Origin of the sequence: Streptomyces capillispiralis (assembly GCF_007829875.1) — a bacterium.
Classification (GTDB): Bacteria; Actinomycetota; Actinomycetes; order Streptomycetales; family Streptomycetaceae; genus Streptomyces; species Streptomyces capillispiralis.
In genome coordinates, this window is record NZ_VIWV01000001.1 from 6,749,579 (window position 1) to 6,765,000 (window position 15,422).

Genomic DNA, 15,422 nt, shown 5'->3' on the forward strand with positions numbered 1-15,422 from the left:
ACATGAGCGCTGACGGTCAGGGGAGAAGCCACTGGTTCGACGACGAGGCCGGACCGGTCGTCCGCCCGTACGCCATGACGCGGGGCCGCACCACCAGTGCGGCCCAGCACCGCCTCGACCTGATCGCGGTGGTCGTCACGGAACCGGACGCGGACGATCCCGAGACGGATCCCACACTCTCCCCGGAGCATGTGGACATCGTCGAACTGTGCCGTGACGTCCCGCAGACGGTCGCGGAACTCGCGGCCGAACTCGACCTGCCGATAGGAGTCGTCCGGGTCCTCGTCGGAGATCTCGTGGACAGCGCGTTCGTCCATGTGAACCGGCCCGTACCCCCGGCGGAACTGCCGGACGAGAGTATTCTGCGCGACGTGATCAACGGCCTCCGGGCGCTGTGACCGGCGCGGAAGCGGGGTACTGACGTGACAGGCTGGCAGTTCTGGGTCGACCGGGGCGGCACCTTCACCGACATCGTCGCGCGGCGCCCCGACGGCAGCCTGCTCACCCACAAGGTGCTGTCCGGGCATCCGGCACCGGACCGCTCCCGGCCCCGGGCGGGCCGGGGGCCCGCCGGCAGCGACGCGGCCGTCCTGGGCGTCCGCGAGCTGCTGGCCGGGTCCGACGCCCCCGTCGACGCCGTGCGCATGGGGACCACCGTCGCCACCAACGCCCTCCTCGAACGCAAGGGTGAGCGCACCCTGCTGGTCGTCACCCGCGGCTTCCGCGACGCACTGCGCATCGCCTACCAGAACCGCCCCCGCATCTTCGCCCGCCGCATCGACCTGCCCGAGCCGCTGTACGAGCGGGTGATCGAAGTGGACGAGCGCATCGCCGCCGACGGCACCGTCCTGCGCGCCCCGGACCTCGACGCCCTCACCGGGCCGCTGCGCACGGCGTACGACGACGGGATCCGCGCCGTCGCCGTGGTCTGCCTGCACAGCCATCTGCACCCCGCCCACGAACAGGCGGTCGGGGAACTCGCCGCCCGCGTCGGCTTCCCGCAGATCTCGCTGTCCAGCGAGGTCAGCCCCCTGATGAAGCTCGTCCCGCGCGGGGACACCGCCGTGGTCGACGCCTACCTCTCGCCCGTGCTGCGCCGCTACGTCCGGCAGGTCACCGGCGAACTCGAAGGCGTACGGCTGATGTTCATGCAGTCCAACGGGGGGCTCGCCGAGGCCGGGCAGTTCCGCGGCAAGGACGCCGTCCTCTCCGGGCCGGCCGGCGGCATCGTCGGCATGGCCCGCATGTCGCAACTCGCCGGCTTCGACCATGTCATCGGCTTCGACATGGGCGGCACCTCCACCGACGTCTCGCACTTCGCGGGCGCGTACGAACGGGTCCTCACCACGCAGATCGCCGGAGTGCGGCTGCGCGCGCCCATGCTGGACATCCACACCGTCGCCGCGGGGGGAGGGTCGGTCCTGCACTTCGACGGCTCCCGCTACCGCGTGGGCCCGGACTCGGCCGGCGCGGACCCGGGTCCCGCCTGCTACCGCCGCGGCGGGCCGCTCGCCGTCACCGACGCCAACGTCATGCTCGGCCGCATCCAGCCCGCCCACTTCCCCGCCGTGTTCGGCCCGGACGGCGACCAGCCCCTCGACGCCGGAGTCGTCCGCGACCGCTTCGCCGCCCTCGCGCGCGACATCCGTGACCGGACGGGAGACGACCGCACCCCCGAGCAGGTGGCCGAGGGCTACCTGCAGATCGCCGTCGCCAACATCGCCCAGGCGATCAAGCGGATCTCGGTGCAGAAGGGCCACGACATCACCCGGTACGCCCTGACCACCTTCGGCGGGGCGGGCGGACAGCACGCGTGCATGGTCGCCGACTCCCTCGGCATCCGCACCGTCCTCGTCCCGCCCATGGCGGGCCTCCTGTCCGCGCTCGGCATCGGCCTCGCCGACACCACGGCCATGCGCGAGCAGTCCGTGGAGGCCCCGCTGGAGCCCGCCGCCATGCCCCGCGTCCACAGGACCGCCGACGACCTGGAGGCGGCGGCCCGCGCCGAACTCCTCGCCGAGGACGTCCCCGGGGAACGCGTCGAGGTCACCCGCCGCGCCCAGCTGCGCTACGACGGCACCGACACCACCCTCACCGTCGAGCTGACCGAGCCCGACACGATGCGGCGCACCTTCGAGGAACGTCATCGCGCCACGTACTCCTTCACACTCGACCGGCCGATCGTCGTCGAGTCCCTCTCCGTGGAAGCCACCGGCCTCACCGAACCCCCCGATCTCTCCGCCCTCGCCCCCTACGAAGGCACCCCTCGTCACGCCCCCGACGCCCCCCGGACCGTCCGCCTCCACACCGGCGGCACCTGGCGCGAGGCGCCCCTGCACCGCCGCGAGGACCTTCCCCCCGGCGCACCCGTCACCGGCCCGGCGATCATCACCGAATCCGGTGCGACGACCGTCGTCGACGAGGGCTGGCGGGCCGCGGCGACCGAGCACGGGCATCTGGTCATGGAACGCGTCGCGGTCACGCAGAGTTCCGACGCCGACACGGAAGTCGACCCGGTGCTGCTGGAGGTCTTCAACAACCTCTTCATGTCCATCGCGGAACAGATGGGCGCCCGCCTGGAGTCCACCGCCCAGTCCGTCAACATCAAGGAGCGCCTGGACTTCTCCTGCGCCCTGTTCGACCCGGACGGGAACCTGGTGGCCAACGCCCCGCACATCCCCGTCCACCTGGGATCCATGGGCACGAGCGTCAAGGAGGTCATCCGGCGGCGCGGCACCGCCATGCGCCCCGGCGACACCTACGCCGTCAACGACCCGTACCACGGCGGCACCCATCTGCCCGACGTCACCGTGATCACCCCGGTCTTCGGTACCGGGCCCGCCGACGCCACGGAGAGTGACCGGAAGGTCCTCTTCTACGTGGCCTCACGCGGCCACCACGCCGAGATCGGCGGCATCGCCCCCGGCTCCATGCCGGCCCACAGCCGCACCATCGACGAGGAGGGCGTCCTCTTCGACAACTGGCCGCTCGCCGAGAACGGCCGCTTCCGCGAGGAGGAGACCCTCCGCCTCCTCACCGGGGCGCCCCACCCCTCCCGCAACCCGCAGACCAACCTGGCCGACCTGCGCGCCCAGATCGCCGCCAACCACAAGGGCGTCGACGAGGTCGGCCGCATGATCGAGCACTTCGGACTCGACGTCGTCCAGGCCTACATGAAGCACGTCCAGGACAACGCCGAGGAGGCGGTGCGCCGGGTCGTCGACGCCCTCGACGACGGCGCGTACGCCTACGAGACCGACGCGGGCGCGGTCATCCGCGTACGCGTGCGCGTGGACCGCCGCGACCGCAGCGCGACCATCGACTTCACGGGCACGTCCGCCCAGCTGCCCACCAACTTCAACGCCCCCTTCTCGGTCGTCAACGCGGCCGTCCTCTACGTCTTCCGCACCCTGGTGGACGACGACATCCCGCTCAACGACGGCTGTCTGCGCCCGCTGAGGATCATCGTCCCGCCGGGCTCTATGCTGGCGCCCGAGCCCCCGGCCGCCGTCGTCGCCGGCAACGTGGAGACCTCCCAGGCCGTCACCGGCGCCCTCTACGCGGCCCTCGGCGTCCAGGCGGAGGGATCGGGCACCATGAACAACGTCACCTTCGGCAACGCGCGCCACCAGTACTACGAGACGGTCGCCTCCGGCTCGGGCGCGGGAGACGGGTTCCCCGGCGCCTCGGCCGTACAGACCCACATGACCAACTCGCGGCTCACCGACCCCGAGGTCCTGGAGTGGCGACTGCCCGTCCGACTCGAGGAGTTCGCGGTGCGCCGCGGCAGTGGCGGACCGGGGCGGTGGCGCGGCGGGGACGGAGCGGTGCGCCGCATCCGCTTCCTGGAGCCCATGACCGTCTCCACGCTCTCCCAGCACCGCAGGGTCCCCCCGTACGGCATGGCCGGCGGGGGACCGGGAGCGCGGGGCGCCCACCGGATCGAACGCGCGGACGGCACGGTCACCGCGCTCGGCGGAAGCGACAGCGCGGACGTCGGCCCGGGCGACGTGTTCGTGATCGAAACCCCCGGCGGCGGGGGATACGGCCCGCCGCCCGATTCCCATCAAGCAGGAGAAGTGATCGATGATCTTCGGGCGTTCTGAGCGCGGCAAGCCCCCGGTCGAGCCCGTCACGCTCAAGATCCTGGTGGCCGGCGGCTTCGGCGTGGGCAAGACCACGCTGGTCGGCGCGGTCAGCGAGATCAGGCCGTTGCGCACCGAGGAGCTGCTCACGGAGGCGGGGCGCCCGGTCGACGACACCAGTGGCGTGGAGGGCAAGCGCACCACCACCGTGGCCATGGACTTCGGCCGCATCACGCTCCGCGAGGACCTGGTGCTGTACCTCTTCGGCACACCGGGCCAGGAGCGGTTCTGGTTCATGTGGGACGAGCTGTCCGAGGGCGCCCTCGGGGCCGTCGTCCTCGCCGACACCCGGCGGCTGGAGGACTGCTTCGCGGCCATCGACTACTTCGAGCGGCGCTCCATACCGTTCGTCGTCGGCGTCAACTGCTTCGACGGAGCAACGCGTTACCCGGGCGAGGACATCCGCCGGGCCCTCGACCTCGACACCCACGTGCCGCTGGTGATGACCGACGCGCGGGACCGCGAGTCGGTCAAGGAGGTCCTCATCGGCGTCGTCCAGCACGCCATGGCGCAGGCCGCGCAGCGGAGGGCGGTCACCACCTGAGGCGACGACGGGTCCACGGCCCGTGCTCCCGCCGGCCGGAGCACGGGCCGCGGCGCGCGGACGCCGCACCACGCGCGTACGGTCAGCCCTCGCCTTCCTCCAGCAGGCCGAGGCTCCTCTCCACCGCCCTGCGCCAGTCGCGGTACTCGCGGTCCCGGACCGCCGCCGCCACGGCCGGCGTCCACTGAAGCGGGACGGGTTCACCGGCACTCCGGGGACGTCAAGGTGGCCGACAGCAACGGTTGTCGGCCACCCGGACGGAGAACCGGCCCGCCTGCCGTCAACCCGCCGGCGCCGGAGCCCTCTCGGTCCCGCGGCGGACCTCGTGGCCGGCCGCCCCCGCCCGGGCCAGCACCCAGCTCGTGCCGTGCAGCGCCTTGGCGGCCGTCTTCAGCGGGGCCAGAGACGCCGCCGCCTGCCGGTGGTCCGGCACGCTGCCCGGTGGGCACAGGACCGTGGCCAGCGACAGCGTGACGGGATGGCCGCCCGCCGCCCAGGGCGTGTCGAGGACCGAGCACGCCAACGCGTCCAGCGCCTCCGGATCGGACAGCACGAGGAAGTCGTCCCCGCCGATGTGCCCCACGCGGGTGGTGCCCGACGCGGCGTGCTGCACCGCCCGCCCCACCGCGCGGATGAGTTCGTCGCCCGCCGCGAACCCCGCCCCGTCGTTCACCCGCTTGAAGTGGTCCACGTCCAGCCAGCTCAGCGCGAACGCCCGGCCGCCCGCGATCCGCCGGTCCACCTCGGCGGTGATCGCGTCCGAACCGGGCAGCCGGGTGAGCGGATTGAGCCCCGCCGCCTCCTCCACCCGGGTCTCGGCGAGCGCGCGCACCAGGTCCGCCAGCCGGACCACCCCCACGCACCGGCCGTGCGCGTCCACCACGGCCACGTCGTCCGAGGTGCGGCCCCGGTCCCCGACCGCCACCACCTCCAGGACCTCCCAGGCGGTGGCGTCGACGCCCACCGTCCGGGGCGGGTCGCCGAGCTTGGCGGCGGGCCGGTCGGCGTACAGGGCGTGTCCGTAGCGCCCGGACATCGACAGCAGGAAGCGGGAGCGGTGGACCGACCGCACCGGAACCCCGGACCGGTCCACCAGCAGCACCCCGGACACGTCCGGACACCCGGTCAGCAGGGCCCGCACATGTCCGGCGGACGCGGTGGCGGGCAGCAGCGCGGCCGGCCGTACGAACTCCCGCACCGACGGCCCGGACCGGGGCGCCGTCACCGCCCCGGACGCCCGCGGCGGAACGTACACGTCCGCGGCGGGCAGCCGGGCCGGCGGCGCGAACAGGTTGCCCTGGGCCAGCTGGGCCCCGGCCGCCAGCGCCGTCGCGTACTGGCCTTCGGTCTCGACGCCCTCGACGGACAGCAGCGCCCCCAGTTCCTCGCACAGCGTGCGCATCGCCCGAACCGCGGCGGGCCGTGCCAGCAGCGACGCGTCCAGCTTGACCAGGTCGGGCGCGAGATCGGTGAGCCGGCTCAGCGGGATGTCCCCGTCCCCGACGCCGTCCGCGCAGACGCGGAAGCCGTGACCGCGCAGCGCGGTGACCGCGTCCAGCAGCGCCCCCCGCGGCACGTGCGTGTAGGGCGGGCCGATGTCGACCGTCACTTCCCACGGCAGTCGGCCCGCCTCGCGCACGGCGTCGTGCAGCGCGGCGAGGCCGCCGAGGTCGGCGAGGGTGCCGGCGAACACGTTCACGAACAGCGGGAGCAGCGTCTCCCTGCGGACCGCCGCCCGCACGGCCGACACCGCCAGCCGCAGGTCGAGTTCGGGATCGCGACGGGCCTCGGCCAGTACGTCGCCGCTCTCGGGGCGGGCCAGTATCTCCAGGCCCGCCACCGCGCCGGTCGTCAGGTTGACCACGGGTTGGAAGGCGAAGCGGAGACTGTCCGTCCAGGAGCTCACGGGAGCATGATGGCGCCGCACCACCCCGCCCAGGCGCAGTTCATGAGACGTTCACGCAGCATTTCGGAGCGGTCGCTCCCCGCTCGGCCGCCCGCGGAGCGCCGCGCGGTGTCCGTGTCCCGCGGACGGGGTGCTTCCCCGGCGCGGCCCACTCCTGATAGATGCAGGAGACATGACACGACTCTCCACCGCCGTCCGCGGTCTGGTCACCGCCCTCGCCGCCCTGCTCACCGCGACCGCCGCGGCCGCCCCCGCCCGGGCGGAGCCCGAGCCCCGAGCACCTGAGGACTTCGTGGCGCTGAACAGCGTGGACCCGACGATCATCCAGGAGATGCGCTACTTCACCCCGCACAACTTCGTGGGCGAGCGCGTCGACGGCTACCGGCAGCCGCTGTGCATCCTCACCCGCCCCGCCGCCGAGGCCCTGCACACCGCACAGCGCGCACTGCTGCGCCGGGGCTACTCCCTGAAGGTGTACGACTGCTACCGCCCCCAGCGCGCGGTCGACCACTTCGTCCGCTGGGCAAAGGACCTCGACGACCAGGCCATGAAGGCCGAGTTCTACCCCGACGTCGACAAGACCCGCCTCTTCGCCGACGGGTACATCGCGGAGAAATCCGGCCACAGCCGCGGCTCGACCGTGGACCTCACCCTCGTGGAACTGCCCGCGCGACCGACCCGGCCCTACCATCCCGGACAGCCCCTCACCCCCTGCTTCGCCCCACAGGACGAGCGGTTCCCCGACAACTCCGTCGACATGGGCACCGGATACGACTGCTTCGACACCCTCAGCCACACCCTCGACCCCCGTGTCCAGGGCCAACAGCGCGCCCACCGGCTCCTGCTGAAGAACACCCTGGAGGACCTCGGTTACGTGAACCTCGCCGAGGAGTGGTGGCACTACACCTTCAAGCCCGAGGCGTACCCGGACACCTACTTCGACTTCCCGGTGTCCCGCCGGGCCCTCACCGGCCACCACTGAACGACCTACCGGAGACGCCCCCCGAGTGATCGGATACAGTCGCGCGCGTGTCCGAAACTCAAGCCTCCGTTCCCAACTCCGCGCCGGACTCCCACTGTTCGAGCTGCGGCACGCCCTTCGGAGAGGGCGTCTCCGGCTGGCCCCGCACCTGCCCGGCGTGCGGCACCGTCGCCTACCGCAACCCGCTGCCCGTCGCCGTGGCCCTTCAGCCCGTGTACGACACGCAGGGCACCTCCCTGGTCGTCATCACCCGGACGATCGAGCCCGCGCGCGGCGGCACCGCCCTGCCCGGCGGCTACATCGACGACCGGGAGGACTGGCGCCACGCCGTCGTCCGTGAACTCCAGGAGGAGACCGGCATCGTCGCGGAGAGCCGCGACGTGCGGCTCGCCGACGCCATGAGCTCACCCGACGGACACCTGCTGCTGTTCGGGCTGCTTCCGGAACGTCCGGCGGAGGACCTGCCGCCCTCCGCCCCCACCGACGAGACCTCCGGGAGGCACCTGCTCCGCCGCCCCGAGGAACTCGCCTTCCCCCTGCACACCCTGGCGGTACGCGCCTGGTTCGAGGGCCGCTACATCTGCCCCTGAACGTGGCCCAGCCCGCGGACGCGCACCGGGCAGGACGGCTCACCCACACCGTCCCCGCACTCCCGCTCGACGACGATCCGCGGGCCCGACCACCGGACCGTGTAGCGCTCGATCTCCGGTTCCTCCCACCCGTCGCCGGCATCCGGCACGACCAGCCCGCCCCCGGTCCGCCCCCGTTCCGGAGCCCACACCTCCAGCTGCGGACCGCCGTCCTCCGCCCGCACCGGCAGCACGGCCCCCGCGCGGGCGAACACCGGTATCCGGCCCAGGGGCGCATCGACCAGCACCTGCCCCGGACCCGTGTACGCCCGCTCCGTCGCCGTGTCGTACCACCGTCCGCGCGGCAGCCGCACGGCCCGCCGGACCGCCCCCGGCTCCAGCACCGGCGCCACCAGCAGACAGTCACCCAGCAGGAAGGCGTCCTCGCAGTCGCGCACCGCCCGCTCCTCGGGCACCGACCACCACAACGGCCGCGCACACGGCGCCCCGGTACGCCGGGCGAGATGGGCCAGCGTCACGAAGTACGGCAGCAGCCGCCGGCGTTCGGCGAGCGCCGCGCGCGCGTGCTCCAGCACCTCGGCACCCAACTCCCACAACTCCCCGCGTCCCCCGCGCGGACCGGCGTGCGTGCGGAACAACGGCAGATACGCGCCCAACTGGAGCCGGCGCACCGACAACTCGGACGACGACTCCCCATCCGGACCACTGGAGTCCGGGCCCGCGTGGGGCACCCCGCACAGCCCCAGCCCCAGAACCAGGGCCAGCGACGCGCGCAACCCGTCCCACCCCGCCACCGCCTCGCCCGTCCACGCTCCGCCGTGACGCTGCATACCGGCCCACCCGGAACGCGAGAACACGAACGGCCGCTCGTCCGGCGCCGGCCCCCGCAGCCCCTCGTACGCCGCCCCGGCCATGCACAGCCCGTACACGTTGTGCGCCTCACGATGGTCGCCGCCCCGCCCGTCCAGGGCGTGCCGCGCCGACCGCGGCAGCGTCGGCTCCCCGAACGCCGTGGACGACGTCGGTTCGTCCGAGGTGTGCCACACACCCGAGAACCCCTGAGCCAGCCGCTCCGCGTACAGCCCGCCCCACCACTCCCGCACGCCCGCGTGCGTGAAGTCCGGGAACACCGCCTCCCCGGGCCAGGAGACCCCCCGCACCACCTCACCGGAGGCATCCCGCACGAACGCGTCCCGGCCCGCCCCCTCGTCGTACAGGGCGGTGCCGGGCGCCGTACCGACCGCCGGAGCGACGACCGACACCAGCCGGACCCCCTCGCGCCGCAGCTCCTCCGCGAGGACCGGCAGCTTGGGGAACCGCTCCTGGTCGACCGTGAACACCCGACGGGAGTCGAGGTGGCCGGCGTCCAGGTGCACGGCGTCGAGCGGCAGCCCGTGTTCGAGGTGCCCCGCGACGACCCGTCGGACCTCGTCCTCACCGCCCGAACCCGCGAGCGCGTGCTGGTGGCCGAGCGCCCACGCGGGCGGCAGCGCCGGCGCACCGGTGAGCGACGCCCAGGCGAGCAGCACCCGCGCGGGGGTGCCCACCATCACCCAGCAGCGCAGCGGGCCACCGTCCATCCGCAGCTCACTCACCCCGTCCCGGTCGTGCCCGGAACCGGCGCCCTCCGCACCCTCCCGCACCGTCACGCTGCCGTCCCACGGGTTGTCGTGGAACACCAGATGCGTGCCCGCGTCGGCCACCACCAGCTGCACCGGCATCGTGATGTGCAGCGGATCGTCACCGGGCCCGAAGGCACGCCCCGGGTCGGTGTTCCACAAGCGGTACGTGCCGTCCCGCAGCCGGGGCCCCGACGCACGGCCCCCGAGCCCGAAGAAGCGGGCGTCCGCCGCCACCTCCGACCGCAGCATCCAGCGCGCGGCGCCACCGCCGACCGGCTCCCACCACCGCGGCGGCAGATCGCGCCGCAGCGTCACACCCCCGGGGGTGAGCACCTCCACCGCGCCCTGCCGTGACACCACGACCGTCACCCGCCCGGCCACCACGCGCCAGCCGCCCTCCTTGTCCGGCTCCAGCGCGGCCCGGGGATCCGGGTCGGGGCAGCGGCCGGCCAGCGCGTAGGACGGCTCGGGAGCCGCCCCGTCCCAGCCCCAGAAGACGGCACCGTTCACCGCGACGAAGATCCGCAGCTCCGAGCGGCCGAACCTGATCAGCCCGCCACCCGGCCCCGGCTCCACCTCCGTGACCGTCCCGGGCACCCGGGCCCGCTCCGGCCCCCGCGGCGGCAGCCCGGTGGCGTCCGCCCGCCGCCTGCGCCACGCTGCACGTACGGCACGCAACCCCTGAGCCGCCCCCACCGAACCGACCGCCTTCACAGAACGCACCAGGTCACGACCGTCCATGGTGCTCACCCTGCCATCGACAGCGCCCGGGGAGCGGGTCGTTCAACTGCCGTTCACCCGTGACCGCGCCACATCTTCACGCCAGGGACTATGTGGGGGGCACCCTGGTGCAGAAGTCGATCACGTGGCATCGTCCCTGTCAGCCGCGTCACGCGCACACCCCAGCCCGTGCGCGGAGGACGCACACGACGCGCACAGTCCGGGAGCCGCCCCATGTCGACCACGAACCCCCAGCCGCTCTGGCAGCCGGATCCGGAACAGATCGCCCAGGCACGGATCACCGAGTTCCAGGCCTGGGCCGCCGCCCACCACGGCGCCCCCGCCGAGGGCGGCTACGCGGCACTCCACCGCTGGTCCGTGGACGAGCTGGACACCTTCTGGAAAGCGGTCACCGAATGGTTCGGCGTCCGCTTCTCCACCCCCTACGCGCACGTCCTGGGCGACCGCTCGATGCCCGGCGCCCAGTGGTTCCCCGGCGCGACCCTGAACTACGCCGAGCACGCCCTGCGCGCGGCGGACTCCCGCGCGGACGAACCGGCCCTCCTGCACGTCGACGAGACCCACGACCCCCGCCCCGTCACCTGGGCCGAGCTGCGCCGCCAGGTCGGCTCCCTGGCCGCCGAACTGCGCTCCCTCGGCGTGCGCCCCGGCGACCGCGTCAGCGGCTACCTCCCGAACATCCCGCAGGCCGTCGTCGCCCTCCTCGCCACCGCGGCCGTGGGCGGCGTGTGGACCTCCTGCGCACCCGACTTCGGCGCCCGCAGCGTCCTCGACCGCTTCCAGCAGGTCGAACCCGTCGTCCTGTTCACCGTCGACGGCTACCGCTACGGCGGCAAGGAGCACGACCGCCGCGAGGTCGTCGCCGAACTGCGCCGCGAGCTGCCCACCCTGCGCGCCGTCGTCCACATCCCCCTGCTCGGCACCGAAGCGCCCGACGGCGCGCTGGACTGGGCAGCCCTCACCTCCGCGGACACGGAACCGGTCTTCGAGCAGGTCCCCTTCGAACACCCCCTGTGGGTGCTCTACTCCTCCGGCACCACGGGACTGCCCAAGGCGATCGTCCAGTCCCAGGGCGGCATCCTCGTCGAACACCTCAAGCAGCTCGGACTCCACTGCGACCTGGGCCCCGAGGACCGCTTCTTCTGGTACACCTCGACCGGCTGGATGATGTGGAACTTCCTCGTCTCCGGCCTCCTGACCGGAACGACGATCGTCCTGTATGACGGCAGCCCCGGCTTCCCGGACACGGGCGCCCAGTGGCGGATCGCCGAACGCACCGGAGCCACCCTCTACGGCACCTCCGCCGCCTACGTCATGGCCTGCCGCAAAGCCGGCGTGCACCCCTCGCGCGACTTCGACCTCTCGAAGGTCAAGTGCGTCGCCACCACCGGATCCCCCCTGCCCCCCGACGGCTTCCGCTGGCTGCACGACGAGTTCGCCGAGAACGGCGCCGGCCTGTGGATCGCCTCCGTCAGCGGCGGCACGGACGTCTGCTCCTGCTTCGCCGGAGCCGTCCCCACCCTCCCCGTCCACATCGGCGAGCTCCAGGCCCCCGGCCTGGGCACCGACCTCCAGGCCTGGGACCCCAGCGGAAACCCGCTGGTCGACGAGGTCGGCGAACTCGTCGTCACCAACCCCATGCCGTCCATGCCGATCCACTTCTGGAACGACCCCGACGGCAGCCGCTACCACGACAGCTACTTCGACACCTACCCCGGCGTCTGGCGGCACGGCGACTGGATCACCATCACCCCCCGCGGCTCCGTCGTCATCCACGGCCGCTCCGACTCCACGCTCAACCGCCAGGGCGTCCGCATGGGATCCGCCGACATCTACGAAGCCGTGGAACGGCTCCCCGAGATCAGGGAGTCCCTCGTCATCGGCGTCGAACAGCCCGACGGCGGCTACTGGATGCCCCTGTTCGTCCACCTGGCACCCGGAGCCACCCTCGACGAGCACCTGCTGAACCGCATCAAGCAGACGATCCGCGAGCAGCTCTCACCCCGCCACGTACCCGACGAGATCATCGAAGTCCCCGGCGTCCCGCACACCCTCACCGGCAAGCGCATCGAGGTCCCGGTCAAGCGACTCCTCCAGGGCACCCCGCTGGACAAGGCGGTCAACCCGGGATCCATCGACAACCTCGACCTCCTCGCCTTCTACGAGGACCTCGCCCGCAAGCGCGCCTGAGCCCGCTCCCGGGCCTCCCGGGGTTCGCCAGCGTCTCCTCCCGCACCCGTTGTCAGTGCCGCCGATTACTGTGAGTGAGCATTGATCGACTGTGCACAGGGGGAGACATGGCGTACACCGACCACCGCACCTTGCGACGCGTCCTGCGCCGCGAAATCGTCGGCACCATCGGACTGCTGACCGACGAGCACGACTTCCGCGCCATGCGGCGCTACGACAGCTTCGTCTTCGACGACCACACCACCTACCTCAAACACGTGGAAGCCGTCCTCAGGACGCGCGCACTGCAGGGCAGCCACACCACGGTCGCGCTCTTCGACCCCGAGGACTACGCCGAGTTCTGCGCCAGGACCGGCCTCGACCCCGACAGCCCCACCAGCCGTACCCGGTACACGGCCGCACTCGCGTCCACCGGCCCCGCCGTCCCCTACGACGGCCGGCCACTGGCCGACCTCCTGCCGACCCTCGTCGACGAAGCGGTCCGCCAGGCGACCTGGGAGTACGCCACCATGCAGCTCGCCCGTCTCGGCGGCTGCGCCGTGTGCGGGGAGGACCTCGGCCGCGCCGCCTTCACCCGCGCCTCGTACCTGCTCGCCCGCGTCCTCGACACCGCGCCACCCGGCTTCCGGCACCTCGTGTGCAGCGTCTCCGGCCCGGCGGACACCCTCGTCGCCGTCCTGCACTCCGACGCCACCGACGGCCCCGGGGCACCGGACGAGGCAGAGGCCCTCGAGTTCACCACGGTCCTGGCGCTCGGCCTGGCCACCGGGAGCCCCGGCGGACTGGTCATGCGGATCAGCGAACCCGGCACACCCGACCGGGTCCACGGCTGGCGACTGCGCGCGTACGGCCTCGCCCCCCTCACCGCCGGGGAGGTCTTCGACGCGTACTGCACCGACGCCGAATCCGGGGACCTCATCCCACCGGAGTCCAACGTCGACTACTGCGCACCCCCCGACCTCGGAGAGGAGCCCCCGGGCCCGGCCCACCACCACTGAGCCGGGGCAGCGCGAAGAGGGGCGCCCCACCTCGGGTGGAGCGCCCCTCAGGGAAACCGATCACCGACCGGGCCCGGTCCGGCTACTCGCCCGACAGCACCGCCTGAGCGGCGTCACGGGCATCCGCGGCGCTGTCCGCCGCCCGCGCCGCGGCGGCGGCCCGCTCGCACTGCGCCAGCGTGACCTTCGCCAGTGCCGCCCGCACGTAGGGAATGGACGCCGCACCCATGGAGAGGGAGGTGACCCCCAGACCGGTCAGCACACAGGCGAGCAGCGGGTCGGACGCGGCCTCACCGCAGACACCACAGCTCTTGCCCTCGGCCTTCGCCGCCTCGGCGGACAGCGCCACCAGGTCGAGCAGCGCGGGCTGCCACGGATCCTGCAGCCGGGAGACCGCCCCCACCTGACGGTCGGCGGCGAAGGTGTACTGCGCGAGGTCGTTCGTGCCCAGCGACAGGAACTCCACCTCCTGCAGCACCGAGCGCGCCCGCAGGGCTGCCGACGGGATCTCGACCATGGCACCGAACTTCGCCCGGAGCCCCGCGTCCCGGCACGCGTCCGCGAAGGCCTTGGCATCGGCCCGGTCCGCCACCATGGGGGCCATGACCTCGAGGTAGACGGGCAGCCCCTCGGCGGCCTTCGCCAGCGCCGTCAGCTGCGTGCGCAGCACCGCAGGGTGGTCCAGCAGCGTCCGCAGACCGCGCACGCCCAGCGCCGGGTTCGGCTCGTCCGCCGGAGTGAGGAACTCCAGCGGCTTGTCCGCGCCCGCGTCCAGCACGCGCACGACGACCCGGCCCTCGGGGAACGCCTCGAGCACCTGACGGTAGGCGGCGACCTGCTTCTCCTCGGAAGGAGCCTTCTTGTCGTCGTCCAGGAACAGGAACTCGGTCCGGAAGAGACCGACGCCCTCGGCGCCCGCCTCGACGGCGGCCGCCACATCCGCCGGCCCACCGATGTTGGCCAGCAGCGGCACCTTGTGACCGTCGGCGGTCGCACCGGGCCCGGTCGACGCCGCGAGCGCCGCCCTGCGCTCGGCCGCGGCGGCCTCGAGCTGCGCCTTCTTCTCCTCGCTCGGGTCGACGAAGATCTCGCCGGTGCTGCCGTCGACCGCTATCAGCGTGCCCTCGGCCAGCTCGCCGGCACCGGGCAGCGCGACCACGGCCGGGACGCCGAGCGCGCGGGCGAGGATCGCGCTGTGACTGGTCGGCCCGCCCTCCTCGGTCACGAAACCGAGCACGAGCGTCGGGTCGAGCAGCGCCGTGTCCGCGGGCGCGAGATCACGGGCCACCAGGACATACGGTTCGTCGCTGTCCGGCACACCCGGCATCGGCACCCCGAGGAGCCGCGCGACGATACGGTTCCGCACGTCGTCGAGGTCGGCCACCCGGCCCGCGAGGTACTCACCGGCATTCGCCAGCAGCTCGCGGTACGCGGCGAACGCGTCGTACACCGCCCGTTCGGCCGTGCTGCCGACGGCGATGCGCCGCTCCACGTCGGCCATCAGCTCGGGATCCTGGGCCATCATGGCCTGCGCCTCGAGCACCGCCTGGGCCTCGCCCCCGGCAAGATTGCCGCGGGCCATCAGATCGGCCGCCACAGCCTCGACGGCCTTGCGGGCGCGCCCCTGTTCGCGTCCCGCCTCCTCGGCCGGGATCTGCTTGGCCGGCGGCTCCAGCACCGCCGTACCCATGTGCCGGACCTCGC

Annotated in this window: 10 protein-coding genes (1 of these 10 cut by a window edge); 7 read left to right on the forward strand and 3 right to left on the reverse strand. The window is 73.1% G+C overall.

Going from position 1 to position 15,422, the window contains the following annotated elements; all coding sequences use genetic code 11:
• Positions 1-2: 2 nt before the first annotated feature.
• The 3 genes from FHX78_RS29605 to FHX78_RS29615 are packed head-to-tail and all read left to right on the forward strand — an operon-like array spanning position 3 to position 4,689.
• The gene (locus FHX78_RS29605; RefSeq protein ID WP_145870450.1) at positions 3-398 is read left to right on the forward strand and encodes a DUF742 domain-containing protein; all 396 of its coding nucleotides are present in this window, start codon (positions 3-5) and stop codon (positions 396-398) included.
• Positions 399-422: 24 nt separating this feature from the next.
• Positions 423-4,106: a hydantoinase B/oxoprolinase family protein gene (locus tag FHX78_RS29610; RefSeq protein WP_145870451.1), complete on the forward strand. Its 3,684-nt coding sequence runs from the start codon at positions 423-425 to the stop codon at positions 4,104-4,106.
• Positions 4,087-4,689 (forward strand): GTP-binding protein, encoded by a 603-nt coding sequence (locus FHX78_RS29615; protein ID WP_145870452.1) that lies wholly within the window; start codon positions 4,087-4,089, stop codon positions 4,687-4,689. The genes FHX78_RS29610 and FHX78_RS29615 overlap by 20 nt, the downstream gene beginning before the upstream one ends.
• 280 nt (positions 4,690-4,969) lie before the next feature.
• Here the strand turns inward: FHX78_RS29615 and FHX78_RS29620 are convergent, their stop codons facing one another.
• Entirely contained in the window at positions 4,970-6,595 is a 1,626-nt protein-coding gene (locus FHX78_RS29620) for a GGDEF domain-containing protein (protein WP_145870453.1), read from the reverse strand.
• Between the two features lie 172 nt (positions 6,596-6,767).
• Between FHX78_RS29620 and FHX78_RS29625 the strand changes: the two genes are divergently transcribed.
• Positions 6,768-7,577 (forward strand): M15 family metallopeptidase, encoded by an 810-nt coding sequence (locus FHX78_RS29625; RefSeq protein WP_145870454.1) that lies wholly within the window; start codon positions 6,768-6,770, stop codon positions 7,575-7,577.
• Between the two features lie 47 nt (positions 7,578-7,624).
• Complete coding sequence (locus FHX78_RS29630; protein WP_145870455.1) at positions 7,625-8,167, forward strand: NUDIX domain-containing protein; 543 nt, start codon at positions 7,625-7,627, stop codon at positions 8,165-8,167.
• Here FHX78_RS29630 and FHX78_RS29635 read toward each other — a convergent pair.
• Entirely contained in the window at positions 8,152-10,530 is a 2,379-nt protein-coding gene (locus FHX78_RS29635) for a glycoside hydrolase family 31 protein (RefSeq protein WP_145870456.1), read from the reverse strand. The genes FHX78_RS29630 and FHX78_RS29635 overlap by 16 nt on opposite strands.
• Before the next feature lie 213 nt (positions 10,531-10,743).
• On the opposite strand from FHX78_RS29635, the gene FHX78_RS29640 reads away from it, so the two are divergent.
• Both FHX78_RS29640 and FHX78_RS29645 read left to right on the forward strand, forming a co-directional pair.
• Positions 10,744-12,720, forward strand: a complete 1,977-nt coding sequence (locus FHX78_RS29640) for an acetoacetate--CoA ligase (RefSeq protein ID WP_145870457.1) — start codon at positions 10,744-10,746, stop codon at positions 12,718-12,720.
• 107 nt (positions 12,721-12,827) lie between these two features.
• Positions 12,828-13,718 carry a hypothetical protein gene (locus FHX78_RS29645; RefSeq protein WP_145870458.1) on the forward strand — a complete coding sequence of 297 codons (891 nt, stop codon included), beginning with the start codon at positions 12,828-12,830 and terminating at the stop codon, positions 13,716-13,718.
• Between the two features lie 82 nt (positions 13,719-13,800).
• Here the strand turns inward: FHX78_RS29645 and ptsP are convergent, their stop codons facing one another.
• Positions 13,801-15,422, reverse strand: partial view of a phosphoenolpyruvate--protein phosphotransferase gene (gene ptsP, locus FHX78_RS29650; protein ID WP_145870459.1) — the 3' portion only. It continues 49 nt past the right edge of the window; the window shows 1,622 of its 1,671 coding nt (coding positions 50-1,671); the start codon falls outside the window, past its right edge; its stop codon occupies positions 13,801-13,803.

Bases quoted from the DNA above. Each gene is read 5' to 3' on its own strand.
- FHX78_RS29605 (WP_145870450.1), top strand. From the start codon at position 3: ATGAGCGCTGACGGTCAGGGGAGAAGCCACTGGTTCGACGACGAGGCC.
- FHX78_RS29615 (WP_145870452.1), top strand. From the start codon at position 4,087: ATGATCTTCGGGCGTTCTGAGCGCGGCAAGCCCCCGGTCGAGCCCGTC.
- FHX78_RS29645 (WP_145870458.1), top strand. From the start codon at position 12,828: ATGGCGTACACCGACCACCGCACCTTGCGACGCGTCCTGCGCCGCGAA.
- FHX78_RS29640 (WP_145870457.1), top strand. From the start codon at position 10,744: ATGTCGACCACGAACCCCCAGCCGCTCTGGCAGCCGGATCCGGAACAG.
- FHX78_RS29635 (WP_145870456.1), bottom strand. From the start codon at position 10,530: ATGGACGGTCGTGACCTGGTGCGTTCTGTGAAGGCGGTCGGTTCGGTG.
- FHX78_RS29625 (WP_145870454.1), top strand. From the start codon at position 6,768: ATGACACGACTCTCCACCGCCGTCCGCGGTCTGGTCACCGCCCTCGCC.